This window comes from Rhizobium sp. KNZ2-6A (assembly GCF_056755475.1).
Window position 1 is genome coordinate 1 of sequence record NZ_JBNDIC010000058.1, and the last position, 21,323, is coordinate 21,323.

Annotated in this window: 21 protein-coding genes; 7 read left to right on the plus strand and 14 right to left on the minus strand. The window is 61.4% G+C overall.

The genetic code is table 11. The features are described 5' to 3' along the window. The first annotated feature begins 24 nt into the window (after nt 1-24). Entirely contained in the window at nt 25-762 is a 738-nt protein-coding gene (locus ACPYOP_RS28050; protein ID WP_481413532.1) for a 16S rRNA (uracil(1498)-N(3))-methyltransferase, read from the plus strand. 3 nt (nt 763-765) lie between these two features. Here the strand turns inward: ACPYOP_RS28050 and ACPYOP_RS28055 are convergent, their stop codons facing one another. After that, nucleotides 766-1,380: a LysE family translocator gene (locus ACPYOP_RS28055; RefSeq protein ID WP_481413533.1), complete on the minus strand. Its 615-nt coding sequence runs from the start codon at nt 1,378-1,380 to the stop codon at nt 766-768. Nucleotides 1,381-1,623: 243 nt separating this feature from the next. On the opposite strand from ACPYOP_RS28055, the gene ACPYOP_RS28060 reads away from it, so the two are divergent. From ACPYOP_RS28060 to ACPYOP_RS28070, 3 genes are all read left to right on the plus strand, one after another. Continuing rightward, a complete protein-coding gene (locus tag ACPYOP_RS28060; RefSeq protein WP_481413534.1) occupies nt 1,624-2,997 on the plus strand; it encodes a glutamate--cysteine ligase in 1,374 nt (457 codons plus the stop codon). A gap of 135 nt (nt 2,998-3,132) precedes the next feature. After that, nucleotides 3,133-4,002, plus strand: a complete 870-nt coding sequence (locus ACPYOP_RS28065; protein WP_481413535.1) for a DUF937 domain-containing protein — start codon at nt 3,133-3,135, stop codon at nt 4,000-4,002. A 120-nt stretch (nt 4,003-4,122) separates the two neighbouring features. Then, nucleotides 4,123-5,001, plus strand: a complete 879-nt coding sequence (locus ACPYOP_RS28070; RefSeq protein ID WP_481413536.1) for an aldo/keto reductase family oxidoreductase — start codon at nt 4,123-4,125, stop codon at nt 4,999-5,001. A 9-nt stretch (nt 5,002-5,010) separates the two neighbouring features. On the opposite strand, the gene ACPYOP_RS28075 is transcribed toward ACPYOP_RS28070, so the two are convergent. From ACPYOP_RS28075 to ACPYOP_RS28085, 3 genes are all read right to left on the minus strand, one after another. Beyond that, nucleotides 5,011-6,609, minus strand: a complete 1,599-nt coding sequence (locus tag ACPYOP_RS28075; protein WP_481413537.1) for an ABC-F family ATP-binding cassette domain-containing protein — start codon at nt 6,607-6,609, stop codon at nt 5,011-5,013. Nucleotides 6,610-6,759: 150 nt separating this feature from the next. After that, nucleotides 6,760-7,338: a dienelactone hydrolase family protein gene (locus ACPYOP_RS28080; RefSeq protein WP_481413538.1), complete on the minus strand. Its 579-nt coding sequence runs from the start codon at nt 7,336-7,338 to the stop codon at nt 6,760-6,762. Nucleotides 7,339-7,526: 188 nt separating this feature from the next. Continuing rightward, a complete protein-coding gene (locus tag ACPYOP_RS28085; protein WP_481413539.1) occupies nt 7,527-7,823 on the minus strand; it encodes a DUF1127 domain-containing protein in 297 nt (98 codons plus the stop codon). A 200-nt stretch (nt 7,824-8,023) separates the two neighbouring features. Between ACPYOP_RS28085 and ACPYOP_RS28090 the strand changes: the two genes are divergently transcribed. After that, nucleotides 8,024-8,977, plus strand: coding sequence for a LysR substrate-binding domain-containing protein (locus ACPYOP_RS28090; RefSeq protein ID WP_481413540.1), 954 nt, complete (start codon nt 8,024-8,026; stop codon nt 8,975-8,977). A gap of 37 nt (nt 8,978-9,014) precedes the next feature. On the opposite strand, the gene ACPYOP_RS28095 is transcribed toward ACPYOP_RS28090, so the two are convergent. The 5 genes from ACPYOP_RS28095 to guaB all read right to left on the minus strand — a co-directional run bounded on the left by ACPYOP_RS28095 (nt 9,015) and on the right by guaB (nt 13,527). After that, nucleotides 9,015-9,647 (minus strand): TetR/AcrR family transcriptional regulator, encoded by a 633-nt coding sequence (locus tag ACPYOP_RS28095; protein WP_481413541.1) that lies wholly within the window; start codon nt 9,645-9,647, stop codon nt 9,015-9,017. A gap of 206 nt (nt 9,648-9,853) precedes the next feature. Next, a complete protein-coding gene (locus ACPYOP_RS28100) occupies nt 9,854-10,735 on the minus strand; it encodes a dienelactone hydrolase family protein (RefSeq protein WP_481413542.1) in 882 nt (293 codons plus the stop codon). Nucleotides 10,736-10,879: 144 nt separating this feature from the next. Continuing rightward, entirely contained in the window at nt 10,880-11,302 is a 423-nt protein-coding gene (locus tag ACPYOP_RS28105) for an MAPEG family protein (protein ID WP_481413543.1), read from the minus strand. Nucleotides 11,303-11,344: 42 nt separating this feature from the next. After that, nucleotides 11,345-11,917, minus strand: a complete 573-nt coding sequence (locus ACPYOP_RS28110) for a hypothetical protein (RefSeq protein ID WP_481413564.1) — start codon at nt 11,915-11,917, stop codon at nt 11,345-11,347. A 125-nt stretch (nt 11,918-12,042) separates the two neighbouring features. Continuing rightward, nucleotides 12,043-13,527: an IMP dehydrogenase gene (guaB, locus tag ACPYOP_RS28115; RefSeq protein WP_481413544.1), complete on the minus strand. Its 1,485-nt coding sequence runs from the start codon at nt 13,525-13,527 to the stop codon at nt 12,043-12,045. A gap of 390 nt (nt 13,528-13,917) precedes the next feature. Between guaB and plsY the strand changes: the two genes are divergently transcribed. Beyond that, a complete protein-coding gene (gene plsY / locus ACPYOP_RS28120) occupies nt 13,918-14,589 on the plus strand; it encodes a glycerol-3-phosphate 1-O-acyltransferase PlsY (RefSeq protein ID WP_481413565.1) in 672 nt (223 codons plus the stop codon). 53 nt (nt 14,590-14,642) lie between these two features. On the opposite strand, the gene ACPYOP_RS28125 is transcribed toward plsY, so the two are convergent. Next, nucleotides 14,643-15,515: an MBL fold metallo-hydrolase gene (locus tag ACPYOP_RS28125; RefSeq protein ID WP_481413545.1), complete on the minus strand. Its 873-nt coding sequence runs from the start codon at nt 15,513-15,515 to the stop codon at nt 14,643-14,645. Nucleotides 15,516-15,861: 346 nt separating this feature from the next. On the opposite strand from ACPYOP_RS28125, the gene ACPYOP_RS28130 reads away from it, so the two are divergent. Then, on the plus strand, nt 15,862-17,292 hold the full coding sequence (locus ACPYOP_RS28130; protein WP_481413546.1) for an MFS transporter: 1,431 nt from the start codon (nt 15,862-15,864) through the stop codon (nt 17,290-17,292). An 80-nt stretch (nt 17,293-17,372) separates the two neighbouring features. Here the strand turns inward: ACPYOP_RS28130 and ACPYOP_RS28135 are convergent, their stop codons facing one another. The 4 genes from ACPYOP_RS28135 to ACPYOP_RS28150 all read right to left on the minus strand — a co-directional run bounded on the left by ACPYOP_RS28135 (nt 17,373) and on the right by ACPYOP_RS28150 (nt 21,272). Beyond that, nucleotides 17,373-18,110 carry an RlmE family RNA methyltransferase gene (locus ACPYOP_RS28135; protein ID WP_481413547.1) on the minus strand — a complete coding sequence of 246 codons (738 nt, stop codon included), beginning with the start codon at nt 18,108-18,110 and terminating at the stop codon, nt 17,373-17,375. Continuing rightward, nucleotides 18,107-19,687, minus strand: a complete 1,581-nt coding sequence (locus tag ACPYOP_RS28140) for a Ppx/GppA phosphatase family protein (protein ID WP_481413548.1) — start codon at nt 19,685-19,687, stop codon at nt 18,107-18,109. Before ACPYOP_RS28140 ends, ACPYOP_RS28135 begins: the two co-directional genes overlap by 4 nt. A 144-nt stretch (nt 19,688-19,831) precedes the next feature. Beyond that, nucleotides 19,832-20,635, minus strand: a complete 804-nt coding sequence (locus ACPYOP_RS28145) for an anti-sigma factor family protein (protein ID WP_481413549.1) — start codon at nt 20,633-20,635, stop codon at nt 19,832-19,834. Further along, a complete protein-coding gene (locus ACPYOP_RS28150; RefSeq protein WP_481413550.1) occupies nt 20,628-21,272 on the minus strand; it encodes an RNA polymerase sigma factor in 645 nt (214 codons plus the stop codon). The genes ACPYOP_RS28145 and ACPYOP_RS28150 overlap by 8 nt, the downstream gene beginning before the upstream one ends. Between the last annotated feature and the right edge of the window lie 51 nt (nt 21,273-21,323).

Consider the following 21,323-nt stretch of genomic DNA (forward strand, 5'->3'; position numbering starts at 1 on the left):
TCTAAGTCATTCCGGGGGTAATCCATGCGCGCCAATTTCCGCATGCAGCGGCTGTTCGTGACCGCAGATATCAAGGCAGGCATCGCCATCGAGGTTGATCAGGATCAGTTCAACTATCTTGCCAATGTTCTGCGCATGGAGGATGGCGCCGAACTGCTCGTATTCAACGGCCACGACGGCGAGTGGAGGGTCAGCATCGCCTTTCCCTCCCGCAAGCGCATCCTGCTGACGCCCGTCGAGCAAACAAGGCCGCAGCCGGCCCCCTCCGACCTGCATTATCTCTTCGCGCCGCTGAAAGTCGGACGGCTCGATTATCTCGTGCAGAAGGCCGTGGAAATGGGCGCGGGCCTGCTGCAGCCGGTCATGACCCAGCATGTGCAGGGCAAGATCACCAATCTGGACAAGGTCAAGGCCAATGTCATCGAAGCCGCGGAGCAATGCGGCATCCTCGGCATTCCCGATGTCGCCGAGCCGGTAAAGCTTGCCGAGCTGCTCGCCCACTGGCCGCGCGAGCGTCGCATCATCTATTGCGACGAAGGCGATGCCGGCCAGAATCCGCTGCCGCTGCTGACGCAGGTGAAGGAGAAGCATCTGGCGCTGCTGGTCGGGCCCGAGGGCGGCTTTTCCGAAGAGGAGCGGGCACTGCTGCGCAACCTCGATTTCGTTACCGCCATTCCGCTCGGTCCGCGCATCCTGCGCGCCGATACGGCGGCCGTTGCCGCCATGGCGGTGATCCAGGCTGTTATCGGCGACTGGAACTGAGCCTTACTCCAAGACCGCAACGACAGTTGCAACGATCAGCAGGATCGCCAGCGAGATATTGACGATCCGCGAGACCCTTGGATTTTGAAGGAAGCGGGACAGCGAAGCGCCGACAAGAAGCCACACCATGTGGATGGCGACGATCATTCCCGTCAGTAGCACGATCTTGACGGTTGCATCGAGCAGCCGCTGGTCTTGAAACAGGCTGACCCCGGCAAAGACGGCGGCGATCGCGAGATAGGCCTTGGGATTGGCGACGGCCAGCAGGAAGCCGCCTGAAAAGGCCGGAGCCACGACCTGATCGCCGCGGCGCGACAGCGGCGGCGCGGTGGCGATCTTGAAGGCGAGATACAGGATATAAACGGTCGAGACCGCCGTCAGCAGGAAGGCGCCATGCGGCACCGACAGCAGGATCGCAACGACGCCCGCCGCCACGGCCAGCAATACCATGACCGTGCCCGCGATCAGGCCGGAGACGTAACCAAGCGAGCGCCGGAAGCCATAGGCCGCGCCCATGGCCGTCGCGCTGATCGTCGAAGGGCCTGGGCTTCCCATGATGACCAGGGAGGCCAGAAGCAAAGTCAGTATAGGATAGTAAAGGGCGTTCGGACCGTTCATCGATATGCTCCGATTGATGTCAATCGAAGCAAAACTATCCATGCCCACGGCGAGACGTCTTGAACGCTTGTGCAAACAAGCCGGCGGCTGACACGGCTGTGATGCACTGGCGAGACACAAAATCCTATTTTTTTGAACGACCCTTGAAAGAAATTCACTTGCACCGTACGTCAATCCGCGTCAATCACCCTCCTATTGACCTGCGGCTTGCGCGGGCTCTTCTCCGAGATCTAAGGTAATACCATGGCGCGCGATACCACCGACCAGACTCCGCTCTCCTCGGTCTCGGAAATGACAGCCTATCTGGCTGCCGGCAGCAGGCCGAAGGAGAAATTCCGCATCGGCACGGAACACGAGAAGTTCGTGTTCTTCCGTGCCGACAACAGCCCCGTGCCCTATTTCGGCGAGGCCAGCATTTCCGCGCTCCTTACGGGGCTGCAGAAGAAGAGCGGCTGGGATCCGATCATGGATGGCGACAACATCATCGGGCTTGGCGAACCCTCCGGCATGGGCGCGATCTCGATCGAGCCGGGCGGCCAGTTCGAACTCTCCGGCGCGCCGCTCGAAACCATCCACCAGACCTGTAAGGAATCGAACAGTCATCTGGCGACGGTGCGCGAGATCGCAGAGCCGATGGGCATCCGTTTCCTCGGCGTCGGCGGCAGCCCGAAATGGACGCTCGCCGAAACGCCGCGCATGCCGAAATCGCGCTACGACATCATGACCCGCTACATGCCGAAGGTCGGCACCAAGGGTCTCGACATGATGTATCGCACCTGCACGATCCAGGTGAACCTCGACTTCTCGTCGGAAGCCGACATGCGCCGCAAGATGCGCGTGTCGATGAAGCTGCAGTCGCTGGCAACCGCGCTCTTTGCCTCCTCCCCCTTTACGGAAGGCAAGCCGAACGGTCTTTCCTCCTGGCGCGGTGAGATCTGGAAGGACACCGACAACCGCCGCGGCGGCCTGCTGGACTTTACCTTCCGCGACGATTTCGGCTTTGAAGACTATGTGAAATGGGCGCTCGACGTTCCCATGTATTTCGTCGTCCGCGAGGGCCGCTATCACGACTGTACGCATGTCACTTTCCGCCAGTTCATGGATGGTGCGCTGAAGGGCGAAATCGCCGATTGGGAACCGACGATGGGCGATTGGACGAACCATCTTTCGACGCTGTTTCCCGACGTGCGCCTGAAGCGCTTCCTGGAAATGCGCGGCGCTGACGGCGGCCCCTGGCGGCGCATCTGCGCGCTGCCGGCCTTCTGGGTCGGCCTGCTCTATGACGACGAGGCGCTGACGGCTGCCGACGAGCTGACCAAGGACTGGAGCTTCGATGAGGTCAACGCGCTGCGGGATGCGGTGCCGGCACAGGGCCTGAAGGCCGCGATCAAGGGCCATGGCCTGCTTGATGTGGCGCGCGAAGTGGTCGGCATTTCCCGCCTCGGCCTGAAGAACCGCGGCCGCCTGAATGGTGACGGACTGGACGAAACCGTCTTCCTTTCGCCGCTCGACGAAGTGCTCGCCAAGAAGGGTACGCTCGCCGACGATCTGCTGATGCTCTACAACGGCCGCTGGAACCAGTCCGTCGAGCCGATCTTCGAGGAATATCAGTACTGATAGCCGATCGACTGCCGTCATCGCATCGATAGGATGACGGCAGAAACCGGTATGCGCTCTCTTTTTTCCGCTATAGTATCGGCATAAAGCGCCGCCTGATTCCGAAGCGGCCTCATAGCGGGGAAAGGGACTTCGATGCTGCCACTCTTCGACATGATGATGCAGGCACAGAACGGCGCCGCCACGGAGGCCATGGCCAAGCAGTTCAACCTGGCGCAGGAGCAGGCGACCAAGGCGATGGCCGCGCTGATGCCAGCCTTTTCCTCCGGCTTCAAGCGCAGCGCGACCGATCCCTATAATTTCATGGGCGTGATGCAGGACATCAGCTCGGGCAATTATGCCAAATATTTCGAGGATATGACCAAGGCCTTCACGCCCGAAGGCATCGCCGACGGCAATGCGGTGCTGGGCAGGCTGTTCGGCTCCAAGGAGGTTTCCCGCGCAGTTGCGGCGCAGGCAGCCCAGATGACCGGCATCGGCCAGGAGATCTACAAGCGCATGCTGCCCGCCATGGCCGATACGCTGATGGGCGGTCTCTTCAAGGAAACCAGCGGCCAGATCCCGCAGATGGCCAATCCCTTCCTCAATACCGATATGGGCGAAATGATGCAGAGCTGGCTGCAGAGCATCGGCTTTGCGCCGAAGCAGCAGCCGACACCGCAGGCGAGCATCTTCGACAACCCCTTCACCCAGGCGATGGAGCTGATGTTCGGCGCCGATTCGGTCAAGCGCGGGAAGCCGGCGCAGACCAATCCGTTCCTCGACAATCCCTTTGCCAAAGCTTTCCAGGACATGATGAAGAACTTCCCGATGCCATCAGAGCCGCCGAAGGAAGAGCCGAAGGCCAAGCCCGCCGCCGGCATCGACATGGCCGCCTATACCGAGATGTTCAACGCCATGTTCGACAGCGGCCTGGAAGTGCAGAAGAGCTATCAGAAGAACATGGAAGCGATCTTCGACAGCTATCTGAAGACGCAGGACAAGCCGGCGCCGAAACAAGAGTGACGGCGTCACTTTCGATCCTCAATCATTGTTCGTAATTCCGCACAGCCCGTGCGCATTGCGCCCGCTTATCATACACTGAGACTGAGCCTATTTCTGCTTTCATCTTGAAAGGAGACAGCCATGTCCAGCATCGATCAATCCGGCAGCTTTACCCTTGGGGACCGTAAGGTCAAACGGCTTGGCTACGGCGCCATGCAGCTCGCAGGCCCCGGTGTCTTCGGCCCGCCGAAGGACCATGACACCGCGCTCGCAGTCCTGCGCGAAGCGATCGCCTCCGGCGTCAACCATATCGATACAAGCGATTTCTACGGTCCGTATGTGACCAACCGGCTGATCCGCGAAGCGCTCCATCCCTATCGCGACGATCTTACCATCGTCACCAAGATCGGCGCGCGACGCGGCTCGGATGCATCCTGGCTGCCGGCTTTTTCTGTCGACGAGCTGAAGCAGGCGGTGCATGACAATCTGCGCAATCTGCAACTCGACGTGCTCGATGTTGTTAACCTCCGCATCATGCTGGACGTGCACGGTCCTGCCGAAGGGTCCATCGAAGCACCTCTGACCATTCTGGCCGACCTGCAGCGGCAAGGTCTGGTGCGTCACATCGGGCTCAGCAATGTCACAGCCAACCAGATCGCCGAGGGCCGCCGGATCACGGAGATCGTCTGCGTACAGAACCAATATAATCTTGCCCATCGCGCAGACGACAGCCTGATCGACGCACTTGCCGCCGATGGCATCGCCTACGTGCCCTTCTTCCCGCTCGGCGGCTTCACGCCGCTGCAATCCTCGGCCCTTTCCAATGTCGCCGCCCGCCTGAACGCGACGTCGATGCAGGTGGCGCTCGCCTGGCTCCTGCAGCGTGCGCCGAACATCCTGCTCATTCCGGGCACATCGTCGCTGGCCCACCTCAAGCAGAATATCGCAGCCGCCGAGCTCAGATTGCCGGAGGATGCGATCACGGAACTCGATCGCATTGCTGGCGCCAGCCACGTCTGACGCGATCCCTCAGCGATCCGGGACGGCTCGGGCAGGTAGTTCGAGCCGTCTCTCTATTCCGATATTGTCGAGAAACACCTCATCGTGGCTGACGACCAGAAGCGCGCCGTCATAGGCCCGCAGCCCAGCTTCGACCGCCGCAATGGAATCGATATCCAGATGGTTGGTCGGCTCATCGAGAACAAGCAGCGAGGGCGGCACCGCGCCGCCAAGCACGCAGGCGAGCCCGGCGCGCAGAAGCTGGCCGCCGCTGAGGCTGGAGACGATCTGCAGCGCGGCATCAGCCCGGAACATGAAGCGCGCCAGCGCGGCACGGCAGGCATTCTCGTCAGCCTCCGGGTTGATCCGTCTGAAATTGTCGCGGATCGACAGCGATGGGTCAAGGAGGCTGACCCTCTGGTCCAGCAGAGCCAAATGGACGACCCGCACCGTCCCGCTCCAGGGCTCCAACGTACCCGAAATCAGCGCCAGCAGCGTCGTCTTGCCCGAACCGTTCGGCCCGGTGACGGCAACGCGTTCCGGTCCTGTCATGATGAAATCAAAATCGCGCAGGATCGACCGCTCATGCTCGTAGCCGGCGGTGATACCCTCCATCCGCAGGACGATCCTGTTTGCCGGCAACCCCGATGTCGGCAGCTTGACGGTCAGGGGCTGCAGGATCTCGATCTTTTCGCGGGCGGCGACGGCATCCTGAAGGACCTGGGCACGGCGGCGTTCGGCAAGGCGGGTATTTTCGCCGCTCGTCATCTCGCTTCGCTCCTTCATTCCGCCAAGCAGGATGCGTGGTATGCCGCCCTTGGCCGCCATCTTCCGGCCGGCCTTGTCCCGCCGGGCTTGCCGTTCGACAGCTGCCTGGGCGCTTCGTTCCACCTCGGCGACACGCTTCTCCGCCTCCGCGAAATCATGCTCGGCGGCGGAAAGCTCCAGCGCCTTGCGCTCGCGATACTGCGTCCAGTTGCCGCCATAGCGCGATGCGCCGAGCGATATCAGCTCGACGATCGCATCCATGGTGTCGAGCAGCTCACGGTCATGGCTGATGACGATGGCGCCTGCCCTCCAGCCCGAGAGCAGATCGATGACAGCTGCGCGGCCGTCACGATCTAGATTGTTGGTGGGTTCGTCGAGAATGAGGAAATCGGGATCGTCGACGATAAGCGCAGCAAGACCACCACGCGTGCGCTGTCCGCCTGATAGCGTCACGAGAGGCGTTTCCGGGGTGACGTCGAGCCCGACGCGAGCAAGGGCTGCGGCGATGCGCGCCTCGAGCGTCCAGTCGGCCGAGGCGAGTTCGTCATTGGTCGCTTCGCCGGCTTCCGCACGCTTCAACACAGCAAGGGCCTCGGTCGCACCGAAGAGATCGGCAACGGTCTCGTCCGCCTTCACCTGCACGCTCTGGCGCAGGATGCCCAATCGGCCGTTGAAGGAGATGCTGCCGGATTGCGGCTGCAAGTCTCCGGCGACGAGCTTGATCAGCGTCGTCTTGCCGACGCCGTTACGGCCGACAAGGCCGGTGCGCTCGGTGCCGAAGCTCAGATCGAGATGGGAAAGAAGCGGCCGGCCGTCAGGCGTGGACCACGAAAGATTGGATAGAACGATGGATATGGGCATGAGCAAAAATTTCCCCGATGGCAAGGCTGAACGGCATTGCGGTCGAGGTGGAATCCATTGCTGCACACATCCTGTTGGTATTATTAATGCCCATAAGCTAGGCGACAAGCGGCATCAGTTCAAGTCCGGCGCGCAAAGTCAGGGGCAAGTTCAACCCTTGGCGTCGATGGCATCGAGGAAATCGATGACCCGCTTCCAGGTGAGATCCGCCGCCTTGGCATCGTAATCAGGCAGGCTGGCATCGGTGTAGAGGTGGCCGCCGCCTGGATAGGTGAAGACTTCCGCCGATATGCCGGATCGGTCGGCCGCCTGCCGCCAGGCGGCGACTTCCTCCGCCGGTTCGAACGGATCGGGATCGGCCAGATGAAGCTGCAATGGCAGGCCCTTGCGGGCATTGTCGGCAATGGTGGCAAGGCCATGCAGCAAGAGGATGCCGGCGGTCTTTTCCCGCTTTGGCCACAGGCTCGACGCGACGCCGGCGCCCATCGAAAACCCGGCAAGCACCGTCGAGGCGGGCAGGCCCGCCAGCGCCCACTCCGCGCGCTCGCAAATCGTCGGCCAGCCGATCTCGTCCTTGAATTCGAAGCCCTCCTCGATCGATCGGGCGATCAGCCCATCATAGAGATCCGGCGCGAAAGCCTTGTGGCCCGCGGCCTGCGCGCGCTCCACCGCCTCATGCTCGAGGGAGCGCAAGCCGTAGACGGAGTGGAAGAAGATCACCGTTGCCATCGTCGAATCCCTGCTATCCGATCAAATGAAGATAAGACAGTTGCCGCCGGAGGCAACTTGTCCGCGTATGATCCATTGCGGAAACACGGTCATAAAAAGAAAAAACCCGGTGTTGGCCCTTGGGCCGAACACCGGGAAAGAGGCAGGGCTTATTGGCTATCACCCTGCGGGGAAACTGTTGTCCCACATCAGCCGCGGAAGCTGAAGGCGGAGAGGCGCGCGCAGCGACGCGCGGAATTGGTCAGATGGCTGGACGGGTCCTCGAAGAAGGTCGAGGTGGTCAGCGCGGCATCGAGATCCTGCCTTGTCAGGCCAACGTCGCGCAGCTGCGCATCGTTCAGCTCGTTCAGATAGTGGATCTCCCTGCGATTTCGGATTGCGCGCCAGACGGATGCCAGCTTGGCAAAAGCAAGCATCGTGCGTGCCGTCAGCGACAGCGATGGCGTTGCAAGGCCGAGATTAAGGGTCCGATCTGTCGTGCGCATTTCCGTAGTCCTTTCCTTGGGGCACACGCCAGCCAAGCCCCTTTCCGGTATTCCGGAAAAGGGGCGTCGGCCGGGAGGAATTCGACAAGAGCGTCTGTTCAATTGGTATGCTGAATTGCACTAGGAAGATGCCAAAGCCCTATTGATCAGTCCAACGAATGTTTCTAATGGTAATTATCAAACTCCTTTATAGGTGAGCCATGTCCGCGCCGCTTGATATCGATCAGTTGCAGACCTTCATTGCAATCGTGGATTCCGGCAGCTTTACCAAGGCGGCCGACCGGGTGTTCAAGACGCAGTCGGCTGTATCCATGCAGATGCGCCGGCTGGAAGAGCGCGTCGGCAAGCAGCTCTTCATCAAGGACGGGCGCGGCAACCGCCTGACGGCCGAAGGCGAAAAGCTGCTGAACTATGCCCGCCGCATCATCCGTCTGAACAATGAGGCAATGGCGGCTTTCGACGACAATCGTCTCGAAGGCACGTTGCGCATCGGCACGCCGGACGATTACGCCGACCGCTATATGCCCGAAATCATCGGCCGCTTTGCCAAGACGCATCCGAATGTCGAGCTCTATATCGTCTGCGAACCCTCGGTCGATCTGGCCGAGCGCATGCATCGCGGCGAACTCGACATCGCACTGGTCACGCATAATCCGCGCGAACGCATGTCGGATGTGGTGCGGACGGAACCGCTCTGCTGGGTCGGCTCGGCCAACCATCCGCTGCGCGACGATGCGCCCATCCCGCTCGCCGTCGGGCGGCGCGACTGCCAGTGGCGCCAGCTTGCCTGCTCGGCGCTCGATGCCGGCGGCCGCGACTATCAGATCCTGTTCACCAGCTGGTCCTGCACCGTCGTTGCCGCGGCTGTGCTTGCCGGCATGGCGGTTTCGGTCATGCCGGAATCGGCGCTCAGGACCGGCATGAAGGTGCTGACCCAGGCTGACGGCTTCCCGCCGCTGCCGCCGGTGCAGATCGGCATCATGAAGCGGGCCGGCCTGTCCGTATCGCTGATGAACGCCATCACCGCCCATATCTCGGCCTGCCTCGACAACATCACGCCGGCTGCGGTCGACGATGACCTGGATGGCGAGATGAAGACCTATACGCGCTTCTCTCCGCGGCTGCGCGCCGGGCACATTCTGCCGGGCTGGTGACCTCCGGGCTCACCAGCCAAACATCTTCCAGTCGCAATTATTGTGCCGGCTCCGCCAGCAATGTCGTACGGATCACCTGTTTCCATTCATGGAGCATGCGCACAGCCATCTCATCGTCGCTCATGATGGCAAAGCGGACGGATGCGCCGATCAGATGGCTGAAAAGCTGGATGCGCGCCTCAAGGTCGATGCGGCTTTCGGCCGGCAGGTAAGGCCGAATGCTCTCCAGGAAAATTTCGGCGACGCGATTGCTGTGCGCGATGTTGAGCTTCAGGATATCCCTGTCGATATCCGTGCCGAGCCAGACGCCGAGATAGGCAGGATCGCCGCGAAACTCGTGATAATACCAATCGATCATGCCGCAGACCAAGTCGATGGCATGATCCAGCGATGTCACGGTCGCAAAGGCTTCCCCGACCTTTTGCTGGATTAGGCGGGAGTGCCGATCAAGCAGGGCTCCGACGATTGCGGCCTTGTCCGGAAAATATTGATAAACGGAACCGATCGGAATCCTCGCGACCGAGGCGAGCTCCGTCATTTTCATCGCGCTGACGCCATTTTCGGCGATCAGCCTGGCCGCGACCGACAGGATGACGTCGACGCGTTGAATGCTTCGCTCCTGCTGCGGCCTTTTGCGGAACGTGACGCGGTCAGGCCTATCCGGATTCATTCTTTCCCCGTTTCATTTTCGTACTGAACGACGCTGGACACGGCAGACGCTATGACACCAGACACGTTCAATGCACGTAAAAGGGAAAAGTTGAATTTTAATCATTACTTAGGCGCCATTGCCGTTACGAAAATCGAGGCCGAAACATGGTTTCGACCTCGATAATCAGCGCATGGCTGACAAGCCGTTCTTAACGACTTGCGTCGTTACGATACATATTTCTTCAGAAACTCGACCGTCCTGCCCCAAGCGAGATCGGCGGCCTTCTTGTCGTAGCGGGCGGCCGACGTGTCATTGTTGAAAGCATGGTTGACGCCGTCATAGACGAAGATCTCGAAGGTCTTGCCGCCCGCCTGCAGTTCCTTGCGATAGGCATCGATACCGGCATTGATGCGATCGTCGAGGCCGGCATAATGCAGGAGCAGAGCCGCCTTGATATTGGGCACATCGCTCGCCTGCGGCTGTGCGCCGTAATAGGCGACACCTGCCTTCAGCTCCGGCGAGATCGTCGCGAAACGGTTGACGAGACCGCCACCCCAGCAGAAGCCGACCGCGCCGACCTTGCCATTGGCGCCATCGGCCTTGGCAAGATAGGTCAGGCTCGCTTCGGCATTGGCGGCCGTCAGCGTTGGGTCGAGATTGGTGAACATGTCGCGCGCCTTGTCTTCATCGTCAGGCGTGCCGCCGAGCGGAGAGAGGAAATCCGGCGCCAGCGCCACGAAACCTTCCAGCGCCATGCGGCGGACGACGTCGCGGATATGCGGATTGAGGCCACGGTTCTCGTGGATGACGATGACGCCGCCGAGCTTGCCGGCCGCGCCTTTCGGGCGAGCGAGATAGCCCTTCATTTCGCCCTTGCTGCCGGCAAAGGTCACATCCTTTGCCTCCAGCCTGCTGTCATCGGCGGCAATGACCTCGGCGCTCGCCTTGTTAGCGGCGAGCAGCGGCGCGATCGCGGCGGCAGCCCCGGCCGAGCCCGCAAGCTTGGTCAACTTTTCCATGAAACCCCGACGGTCGAGCGTCAGATGCGTGTATTCGTCATAGGCGTTGATCATCGCCTGCGTCACAACGGGCTTTTCCGTGCTCATGGTTCTGTTCTCCCATTTTTCCCGGCAGCCGACACAAGCAGCCACCCACCCGTTGACAAGATAGGTCAGCGGGCGATGGCGTGGCGGAAAAGGTAAAACACAAACACGTTACCGCAGGTTGTTATCGCGATAACATGCGCGGCATCAGGAGAAGGCAAGCCAGATGCCGAGCCAGACCCACATGCCGACAAGCGCCATAAAGCCGAGAGCAAAGAGCGGGCTGCGATAGCGCAGGTCGTTGCTGGTCACATGCACGAAAGCATGAGCGTAGCGCGTGGCGACGAAGACCCACGCGAGGATCACGGCCGGAAGATTATCGGCCTGAGTGGTGTAAAGCACAATGCAGCAGGCGTAAAAGAGCAAGGGAAGCTCGAACTGATTGCTGAGGCCGTTTCGCACCACCAGGCTTTCGGCCGGCTCGTCAGCAGCGTGGTTCTCGCGAAATTGCGAGGGCTGTATGCGACCAGCCTTCACCAATACGCGGCGGCGCCATCCCAGAAGCGCATAGAGAATGAAGACAAGCACCGCATGCGCCACCATGGGCCAAAAGATTTCATAGCCGGTCACGCCGCCCACTCCCTTGGAATTTCCGAAAGCCGATAGGATCAATCAGGACGGCCGAGCGCCGTCGCGCGACAGGTAGCGAAAAATCGCGAAACGGGCCAGTAGAATAACCGTCACCACCAGCGTCAGGAATTTCAGCCTGACGATAACAGGCAGAACGCTTGCAAGAAGCGTCACGGTCGAGTCCGAGGGCATTGCCGGCGGGTAAAGCAGGAGGCCGGCGATATTCTCGGCATAACCGACGATCGCATAAAAGATCGGCAGGCAGAAAATGAATGACGTCGCGCCGGGCGGGATCGCGCGGCCGAAGAAGAAACCGCTAGGGCCGATCAGCTGCAGCAGGCAGAACAGGAGGCCGCCCAGCACCAGAGGAAAGATGAGCTCCGGCCCGAGATACATGGAATGCAGGATGGCAGCCGGATCAGGATGATCCTTGAGGTAGCGCAGCATGGCGATGACATCGTCGCGCTCATAGCCGCCGATGCGCGCATCAAGCATCTGCTGGCCGGCTGCGGCAGCGCTGAATGCTCTGACAAAGCCGGCATAGATCCAGGCGAAGAGTGCGAGCGAAAGAGCCGCGAGGATCGCCGCCAGACCCTCTACAGCGCCGCGTGTCATATGTGACACGCAAAGGTCGCTGTAGCACTTTTGATCTGCTGCATAATTTTATCCTTAAATCGATCACGATTTAAGGAATTATGCAGCACGGACCTGGCGTTGCCCGAAGCGCGATCCGCCATTGATCAGCCGCCCGCGCCCGGATAGTTCGGGCTTTCGCGGGTGATCGTCACATCATGGGCGTGGCTCTCGCGAAGGCCCGCGCCGGAGATGCGCACGAAAGTGGCGCGATCCTGGAAGTCCTTGAGATCAGCGCCGCCGACATAACCCATGGCCGCCTTAAGGCCGCCTGCGAGCTGATGCAACACGCCGGCGACAGGCCCCTTATAGGGAACCTGGCCTTCGATGCCTTCCGGCACGAGTTTCAGCGTGTCGCGGACCTCGGCCTGGAAATAGCGATCGGCCGAGCCGCGCGCCATGGCGCCGACGGAGCCCATGCCGCGATAGGCCTTGAAGGAGCGGCCCTGGTACAGATAGACCTCACCCGGGCTTTCATCCGTGCCGGCGAGCAACGAGCCGATCATCGCGGCGGATGCGCCGGCGGCGATCGCCTTGGCGAGATCGCCTGAGAACTTGATGCCGCCATCGGCGATGATCGGGATGTTCTGATCCTGTGCTGCCTGCACCGCCGACATGATGGCGGCCAGCTGCGGCACGCCGACGCCGGCGACGATACGGGTCGTGCAGATGGAGCCGGGACCGATACCGACCTTGACGGCATCGGCGCCGGCATCAATCAGCGCCCGCGTGCCGTCATAGGTGGCGACGTTGCCGGCCATGATGCGGACCGAATTGGAAAGCTTCTTGACGCGGGTAACAGCATCCAGAACACGCTGCGAGTGACCATGGGCGGTATCGACGACCAGAAGGTCGACACCGGCATCGATCAGGCGCTCGGCGCGCTCATAGCCGTCGTCGCCGACGCTGATGGCGGCAGCGGCGCGCAGGCGGCCCTGCGCATCCTTCGAAGCGTTCGGGTTGAGCTGCGACTTCTCGATGTCTTTGACCGTGATCAGGCCGACCAGACGGCTATCGCCATCGACAACGAGCAGCTTCTCGATGCGATGCTGGTGCAGCAGGCGCTTGGCCTCCTGCTGCTGCACGCCATCCTTGACCGTGACGAGATTTTCGCGGGTCATCAGCTCGTAGATCTTCTGCTCGGGATCTGAGGCGAAGCGGACGTCACGGTTGGTGAGGATGCCGACGAGGCGATGCGACTTTTCGACGACCGGGATGCCGGAAATGCCATGCGCCTTCATCAGGCCGAGCGCTTCGGCAAGCGTCGCCTCCGGACCGATCGTAACCGGATTGACGACCATGCCGCTTTCGAACTTCTTGACCTGGCGGACCTCTTCGGCCTGCTGCACCGGCGTCAGATTGCGGTGGATAACGCCCATGCCGCCCGCCTGCGCCATGGCGATCGCAAGGCGGCTTTCCGTCACCGTATCCATGGCGGCGGAGAGAATCGGCAGATTGAGCTCGATATCCTGGGCGATGCGGGTGGCGATATTCGTCTGGCCCGGCATGACCTCGGAGTGTCCCGGCTGCAGGAGCACGTCGTCGAATGTCAGCGCATCCAACCCGGTTGACGTTTCAATAATGCGTGCCATGGCCAATTCCTTCGTCTGTGAAAAACAGGAAAGCCCGGAACGAATCGTCTACCGGGCGATCTTGCAAGTGTTGCTTGGAAGTTGGCGAGGGCTGGTAACACGTCTATGACAGGAAGGGAATAGCAAAAAGCGCGGGGCAGATATGCCAATCCCTGGCTTCGGTGTCGAATTCGACTGCTGCATCACGATTGAGACCGTTTCGTGCGTCTCGTTGTCATTATTGGGGCGCTGGGGATATTTTCGCGTGAGGTGCAGCGAAATGCGATTGCTGGAATTATCCTAGTTCGCAATGATATCGAATGCAAAACTGTCTGTTCAATCAGGAGTTTCGCGACATCGCAATTCCGGCTCGCGATCCATGACGGCAAAGACATAGACAAGGTGGCACTTATGACTTTCTGGATGGCGAGCATAGCTGGATTGGCGGTCGCTTATCTCATCGGCTCCCTGCCCACGGGTTATCTGGCTGGGAAACTCCTCAAGGGCATCGATCTACGAGAGCACGGTTCCAAATCGACCGGCGCAACGAACGTATTGCGGACCCTTGGAAAATGGCCCGCCTTGTTGGTGCTTCTGGTAGATGTGCTGAAAGGCGCCGCGGCAATCGTCTTTGCCCGTTGGTTCTATCCTTGGCTCTCTACACTGCCATCCATTACACCGCCGACAACGCTTGATCTGCAAATCTGGGTATCCTGGGCTGTTTGCCTGGCAGGATTCGCCGTGCTGCTGGGGCATAGCCGCCCGATTTGGCTAAATTTTAAGGGCGGCAAGTCCGTCGCGACCGGACTTGGCCTGCTGCTGGCGATATCTTGGCCAACGGGTTTAGGAGCTCTAGCGGTTTTTGGTCTGGTGCTGGCTGCTTTTCGGATTGTTTCGCTTGGTTCGATCCTGGCAGCCGCGACTGCGATTGCCCTCATCTGCGGCCTGGAGCAACCGTTACCCTATCGGCTGCTGGTGATTGCGGGCGGTCTTTACGTGATCATACGCCATCGTGCGAACATTCAGCGGCTGCTGGCGGGCACTGAGCCTCGCCTCGGGCGAAGTGCTGTGGTCCAGAACTGAAATGGGATTGCACATCTAGCACGTGCGATCCCGTTTGCCTTGGTTAGCTTATCTCAAACGTCCAGCTGGTAGGTTTTCGGAATGTAGCGGAAGCCTTCCGGCTGCTTCTCGACGAAGCCGACGGCGGGGAAAGGCATGTGGAAGCCGAGGAAGGGGATGCGGTCGGCGGCGATCATGTCGAAGATGCGGCGGCGGGTCTTGGCAGCCTGCGCCTTATCCGCATCGAAGCGGACTTCCCAATCCGGTCGGCCGAGCGACAGGACATAATGATTGGCGGTGTCGCCGGTCATGACAAGCTGCCTGCCGTCGGATTCGAGATGGAAGACGAGATGGCCGGGTGTGTGGCCCGGTGCCAGCATGGCGGTCATGCCGCTGACGATCTGGTCGCCGTCCTTCAGGAAGGTCATTTTCTCGGCGAAGGGCACGACATTGGCGAGCACGGCCTTGTGGCCGCCTTCCGCCGGCGTTCCCTCACGCGCCTTGTCCGTCCAGAAGCCATATTCGATCTCGCCGCTGACGTAGCGGGCGTTCGGAAAGGCCGGGCCGCCCTCCTCCATCAGCCCATTGATATGATCGCCATGCAGATGCGTGAGGGCGACGACAGTGACCTGCTCCGGCGTGTAGCCGACGGCCTTCAGCCCCTCGCGAAAACGGCCAAGGCCACGCGCGCGGCCGGCTGCACCAAAGCCGGTATCGACGACGATTACGTCGGAACCGGTATCGATGATGGCGGGCGCATAGCTGTTAACGAGCTTTTCCGTCGGCAGGAAATTCTGCTCCAGCAGCTTGCGAATCGTATCGGGCGCCTGGTTCGAGCCGAAGGTCTCCCAGGGATTATCCATAACGCTGGCGCCGTCCTTGACAACGGTGACGGTGCAGGATCCCAATTTGAACTGGTGCGTGTCTGAGGGCGGGACAGCGTTCATGATCTTACTCCTTTGCTGATACGCAACGTAAGCTGCGCCTATCGACGTCGACGGCGGCAGCGGCCAGGGAAGACATGCTGCCTGACCGAAAAATTGATCATGACAACCCGATCCAAATCCGCTAATACACCGAACGATGTTTTATGCGTTTAGCATTTACATGCTCTTAGCATATGTCAAACCCTGCGTTCCCCACCATGTGGCAGTGGATATCACGAAGACGTGATCCCCAAGCCTTGATGGAGCAAGATCGGGGATTGGCAGCAGTCTCGTACACCACTACAGAGCGGCTGATCGCCTCTTAGCGGCAGCCTTCCCGAAGACAGACCTATCAAGGCAGATGCCTATGAATCGCATCGTTCCATTGATCCTCGCCGTCGCTCTCTTCATGGAACAGATGGATTCCACCGTCATCGCGACAGCGCTGCCGGCCATCGCCAACGATCTGCATGTCGGCCCGATCACGCTCAAGCTGGCGCTGACCTCCTACATGGTGTCGCTGGCCGTCTTCATTCCGATCAGCGGCTGGATGGCGGATCGGTTCGGCGCGAAGAACATCTTCCGCATCGCCATCGGCGTCTTCGTCATCGGTTCCATCATGTGCGCCTTTTCGGGCGGCCTGCTCGAATTCGTCTTCGCCCGCTTCCTGCAGGGCGTCGGCGGCTCGATGATGACGCCGGTCGGGCGTCTCGTGCTGGTACGCACCACCCAGAAAAGCGACCTGGTTTCCGCCATGGCGCTGCTCTCCATCCCAGCGCTCGTCGGCCCGCTCGCCGGCCCGCCGCTCGGCGGCTTCATCACCACCTATGCCTCCTGGCACTGGATCTTTCTCATCAACGTGCCCGTCGGCGTCCTCGGCGTCATCCTGTCGTCGATCTTCCTGCCCGATGTGGAAGTGACCATGCCGCCGAAGCTCGATTTCATCGGCTTCCTTTTGACCTCCTTCGCGGCATCCGGCGTCGTCTTCGGCATGTCCGTCATCAGCCTACCGGCGCTGCCGCCCTATATCGGCATTTCCGCCATTGTCATCGGCTTTGTCTGCGGCGCTCTTTATGTCGGCCATGCGCGCCGTCACCCGGCCCCGATCCTTGACCTGTCGCTGCTGAAGAATGCCACCTTCCGCGCGTCCGTCACCGGCGGCACGCTGTTCCGCATCTGCATCGGCGCCATGCCCTTCCTGACACCGCTGATGCTGCAGCTCGGCTTCGGCCTCAATCCGTTCCAGTCCGGCCTCATCACCTTTGCCGGCGCGATCGGCGCGATTTCGACGAAGTTCATCGCCCGCCGGGTCTTTACCGCCGTCGGCTTCAAGACCGCACTGCTTTCGGCAGCGGCGATCACCACCATCACCACGATCTGCACCGGCTTTTTCCAACCCTGGACGTCGCATCTCATCATCATCGGTGTATTGCTGATCGGCGGCTTCTCGCGCTCGTTCTTCTTCACCGGCATCAACGCGCTTGCCTTCGCCGATATCAACGACAAGCAGGCGAGCCAGGCGACATCGATGAGTTCGGTCATGCAGCAAATCAGCCTGGCGCTTGGGGTCGCCGTCGCCGCCATGATCTTGGAAACCTCGACCTTCTTCAGCGGCACGGAACTGCAGGTGCGCGACTTCCACATCGCCTTCTTCTGCATCTCGGTGCTGACCGTGCTTGCGACCATCCCCTTCATCCGGATGGATCGCAGCGCCGGTGCCATGGTTTCCGGCCACAAGGCCGGTCTCAAGCGCGTCGATACCATGCAGCCGCAGGTACAGCAGCCGGCCGCAAAGTGATGATCCAACCCTCGTTGCGCTTCGGTCAAGCCGCCGCATAACGAGGGTTTCGTCGATTTATCGATTGAGGATGGTAGAATTTAACGAGCGGCGACGGATTGTTCTTCTTCCGTCTCACCCTCCGGCTTGCGCCCCTTGAAGCCTTTCGCCAGCAGGAACATTTCCACCGACTCGGCTCTGGATGCGCCGGGCTTCACATGGACGACCTGACGGAAATTCTGCTTCAGGAAGACCAGCAGATCGCGTTCCGTGCCGCCCTGGAAGGTCTTGGCAAGGAAGTGCCCGCCTTCGGCCAGCACTTCGACGGCGAAATGCGCCGCCACTTCGCAGAGATGCATCGTTCGCAGATGGTCGGTGCGGTGATGGCCCGTCGTCGGCGCGGCCATATCCGACAGCACTATATCAGGCGTACCACCGACTGCATCGATCAGCCGCTGGGGTGCATCCGGCTCCAGAAAGTCGAGCTGCAGGATGCTCACGCCGGGAATCGGTGCCATCTCAAGAAAGTCGATGGCCGCGACGCGGATATCCTCTTCGGTCGATCCGGTCACCTTGGCGGCGATTTGCGACCAGCTGCCGGGTGCTGCACCCAAGTCGATGATGCGGCGCGCACCCTTCAGGATCTGGTGCTTCTCGTCGATCTCCAGCAGCTTGAAAGCGGCGCGGGCGCGATAGCCTTCGAGTTGGGCACGCTGCACATAGGGGTCGTTGATGTGCCGCTGCAGCCATTGCCGCGAGGAGGCCTTCAGCTTCTTCTTCTTGACGCGCTGGCCGAGCTTGCGGCCCGTGCGGTTGCCGGCGATGGTCGGCTTGGTCATGCCTGCGGCCCCTTCATATCCCTCGGTCGATGGCCGCGGCGCGAACGCCCCCGCCGCCACACGCCATCATCTGCCATCATGTCGGTCAGCAATCCCTCACGCAAGCCACGGTCGGCAACGCGCATGCGCGGGCTCGGCCAGCGGCGGCGGATCGCCTCCAGAATGGCGCAGCCCGCCAGTACCAGATCGGCGCGATCCGGCCCGATGCAGGGATTGGCGGCGCGGCCGGCAAAATCCCAGGACAGGAGCTTCGCCTGCATCGCGCTCACCTCGTCGTCCGACAGCCAAACACCGTCGACCCGACGCCGATCGTAGCGCGGCAGATCGAGATGGACGCCGGCAAGCGTCGTTACCGTGCCGGAAGTCCCGATCAGATGGAAATCGCCGCTGTCTCGCGCGGCACCATGCACCGGCGGGCAATCGAAACGCTCAAGCATACCCTCGACTTCACACACCATCGTCTCGAACAGCTCCGGCGTCACGTCTCGTCCGCCATGCCGCTCCGAGAGCGTCACGACGCCGACGGGCAGCGAGGTCCAATGGGTGATGTGATTGGCAAGCCGGCTGGAGCGATTCTCGCCGATGCGGATGACGGCAATCTCGGAAGAGCCGCCGCCGATATCGAACAGCACGACCGAGCGCGCCTCCGGCCCCACAAGCGACGAGCAGCCGGAAACGGCAAGCCGCGCCTCGGTTTCGCGATCGATGATCTCGAGCTGCAATCCCGTCTCTTCGGTCACCCGCGAAAGGAATGCCTCACCATTGTCGGCCGCGCGGCAGGCTTCGGTCGCGATCAGCCGCATGCGGCGGATTTCGCGCGTCTTCAGCTTGGCAGCACAGACGCGCAGCGCCTCCACGGCACGATCCATGGCATCGCTCGAGAGGCGTCCGCTGGCGCCGAGTCCTTCCCCGAGGCGCACGATGCGGGAAAACGCATCGACCACCCGGAACTGGCCCGGGCGGGTCGGCTGCGCGATCAGCAGGCGGCAATTGTTGGTGCCGAGATCGAGGGCGGCATAGAGGTCGAGCGGGCGGGAATCAGCATCGGCAAAATGATGCTGCCCCTGGCCTTCGCGCCGAGGCTGCGATTGCCTGATCTGACGATGATCGTCGTGTGCCGGGGCATGGGCGTTTGCCGGCATGTTCGCGGGAGCGACGATCTGTGCCGTCTTCTCATGTGCCAACGGCCGGCCCTGCAGGCCACGCTTGCTGCGGTGCTTTCGCCGATTCTTGCCGCTCTTGTGCGATGATGGATGGCCGGCATCCGCTGCCGCACGGTGTTCTGGCGCAGATGAGGGCTGCTGCTGTGTTTGGGAAGCGGATTGCGCGCCACCATGGGCCGCGCCACGCGCACGGCGTCGACGCTTGCGCTTTCTGGCCGGCGAGCCGGCCTCATCCTCTGCTGGGCGTTGCGCCGCCTGGCCGGACTTGCCTGCCTGACTGGCCTCCGCAGAATGAGCGTTCGGGCGGCCATGGCTGCGCTTACGCTTCGCGCGCCGGGAGGATTTACCCTTCCTGCGCTCTGCTACCGACGCCCCGTCTGCCTGCGGCGCGGAGCCGCTGTCGGGGTCACTCACGTATCTTTTCCACCGCACCGCGCAAGGCCCTGGGGCATGCTGCAGGCGCTCGTTTGATTTTCGTTGAGCGGAGAATACCAGCAGGATGGGTTTTCGCCAAATTCTTTTTGAATCGCGCCAATTTAGCCGCGCGCGGAACAGCCGTCAGGCGACCAGACGCGCCTGAACATCAGCCGCAAGTTGCTGCATGCGATCGATCGGCGCATGGCCGATCAGCATGAAGGCGTGGGTGGGGCTCGACCAGTAGACGACATTCATGCCCTTGCGATTTTCCATATCCGGCGCGGCTGCGCCCTTGGCAGACTGGACGATGCAAAGTGCCATGGGGCCGCTTTCCGGATCGAGATAGGCGATCTGAGCCAACGGCCTTCTGTCGTAATTCAGGATCTGGGCGCGCTTGAACTCGACGCCCGGCATGGCCACGGCCTCCGGCGCCAAAGACAGGCCGAGCTTAGCGCCGACCTCATTCAATTGCGCGACCTGTTGCGCACGATCACCGCCCGGGGCGCTCAGTGTATCCGCCGTATAGAGCGAGAGATATTCCGCAACCACGGCACGCCATTCGGTATCTTCATCCGGCTTCGAAAGCCGACGGCCAAGGCCGATCACGGCGCGGTCGACGGCAATGGCGGCGACGAAGCTTGCGGCAACCGCCGCAAGGAAACCACGGCGACGGATGCCGGCAGCCGGCGCCCTGCTCTCCCTTGCTGAAGGAATAGCCGCAAGCATGGCTTCCAGCTTCGCAGCCGGCGCCTCGGCGAGCATTGGCTCGAATGCCGCCGTGAAGGGCAGCGTGCTGCGCGACAGAAAATCGAAACGTTCCGCCACGCGCTCGTCGCCGGCGATCAATCGTTCGATCCTTTCGCGGCCGACGGCATCCAGCTCGCCATCGATGAAGGCGGTGAGCTGCTCGTCCGAGGGCATCTGTCCTTTATCCAATTCACTCATTTCCATTCCCCAGTCGCCCACCTCCGGAAGATTTTCCGTCAGCCACCATCCCCATGCCATCAGCGAGTTTTGCGCGCGCCGCCGCCAGCCGGCTCATGACCGTTCCGATCGGCACCTCCAGGATTTCGGCCACTTCGCGATAGGACAGTCCCTCGACATAAGCGAGAAATACCGCAGTGCGCTGCGCCTCCGGCAGTGCCTGCACGCGCTGCAATACCTGCCCGGCCAAAATATGCGTTTCGGTTTCCTGCGCGCCGTCGAAAACCAGCGTCTCGTCGGCATCGACGAAGCCCTGCCCCATGCGCACACGGCGCGAACGGACCTCGTTCAGCCATATCGAATGGAGGATGGCGAACAGCCAGCGATCGAGCCGCGTGCCCGATGTGAACTGGGCCGCCCGTTCCAGAGCTCTGACGCAGGTCGCCTGCACGAGATCGTCGGCCACGTCCCGCTGGCGCGACAGCACCACGCCATAGCGCCATAGCCGCGTCAGATGCTGGGACAGGCCCGTCCTGATATCCTCTTCGCTCGCTATGACATCCTCCGCCGCATTCGCATGTCCGGAAGCCGCCGACCGTTTCGGCGGCTCCGTTGCCGTCAGACTATAAGCAGAAATTGCGCTACGAGCGACCGGCATCACTCCCATATTTCTCGCAAAGCTCCCTGCTTAGCGTCTTCATCGTTGACC

Excerpts from the sequence above, each read along its gene's own strand:
- ACPYOP_RS28070 (WP_481413536.1), top strand. The coding sequence starts at position 4,123 with ATGTCCAGCATCGATCAATCCGGCAGCTTTACCCTTGGGGACCGTAAG.
- ACPYOP_RS28065 (WP_481413535.1), top strand. The coding sequence starts at position 3,133 with ATGCTGCCACTCTTCGACATGATGATGCAGGCACAGAACGGCGCCGCC.
- ACPYOP_RS28085 (WP_481413539.1), bottom strand. The coding sequence starts at position 7,823 with ATGCGCACGACAGATCGGACCCTTAATCTCGGCCTTGCAACGCCATCG.
- ACPYOP_RS28055 (WP_481413533.1), bottom strand. The coding sequence starts at position 1,380 with ATGAACGGTCCGAACGCCCTTTACTATCCTATACTGACTTTGCTTCTG.
- ACPYOP_RS28135 (WP_481413547.1), bottom strand. The coding sequence starts at position 18,110 with ATGACCAAGCCGACCATCGCCGGCAACCGCACGGGCCGCAAGCTCGGC.
- ACPYOP_RS28130 (WP_481413546.1), top strand. The coding sequence starts at position 15,862 with ATGAATCGCATCGTTCCATTGATCCTCGCCGTCGCTCTCTTCATGGAA.
- ACPYOP_RS28090 (WP_481413540.1), top strand. The coding sequence starts at position 8,024 with ATGTCCGCGCCGCTTGATATCGATCAGTTGCAGACCTTCATTGCAATC.
- ACPYOP_RS28060 (WP_481413534.1), top strand. The coding sequence starts at position 1,624 with ATGGCGCGCGATACCACCGACCAGACTCCGCTCTCCTCGGTCTCGGAA.
- ACPYOP_RS28110 (WP_481413564.1), bottom strand. The coding sequence starts at position 11,917 with ATGACACGCGGCGCTGTAGAGGGTCTGGCGGCGATCCTCGCGGCTCTT.
- ACPYOP_RS28075 (WP_481413537.1), bottom strand. The coding sequence starts at position 6,609 with ATGCCCATATCCATCGTTCTATCCAATCTTTCGTGGTCCACGCCTGAC.
- ACPYOP_RS28100 (WP_481413542.1), bottom strand. The coding sequence starts at position 10,735 with ATGAGCACGGAAAAGCCCGTTGTGACGCAGGCGATGATCAACGCCTAT.
- ACPYOP_RS28125 (WP_481413545.1), bottom strand. The coding sequence starts at position 15,515 with ATGAACGCTGTCCCGCCCTCAGACACGCACCAGTTCAAATTGGGATCC.
- ACPYOP_RS28080 (WP_481413538.1), bottom strand. The coding sequence starts at position 7,338 with ATGGCAACGGTGATCTTCTTCCACTCCGTCTACGGCTTGCGCTCCCTC.
- ACPYOP_RS28095 (WP_481413541.1), bottom strand. The coding sequence starts at position 9,647 with ATGAATCCGGATAGGCCTGACCGCGTCACGTTCCGCAAAAGGCCGCAG.
- guaB (WP_481413544.1), bottom strand. The coding sequence starts at position 13,527 with ATGGCACGCATTATTGAAACGTCAACCGGGTTGGATGCGCTGACATTC.
- plsY (WP_481413565.1), top strand. The coding sequence starts at position 13,918 with ATGACTTTCTGGATGGCGAGCATAGCTGGATTGGCGGTCGCTTATCTC.
- ACPYOP_RS28050 (WP_481413532.1), top strand. The coding sequence starts at position 25 with ATGCGCGCCAATTTCCGCATGCAGCGGCTGTTCGTGACCGCAGATATC.
- ACPYOP_RS28145 (WP_481413549.1), bottom strand. The coding sequence starts at position 20,635 with ATGAGTGAATTGGATAAAGGACAGATGCCCTCGGACGAGCAGCTCACC.
- ACPYOP_RS28150 (WP_481413550.1), bottom strand. The coding sequence starts at position 21,272 with ATGCCGGTCGCTCGTAGCGCAATTTCTGCTTATAGTCTGACGGCAACG.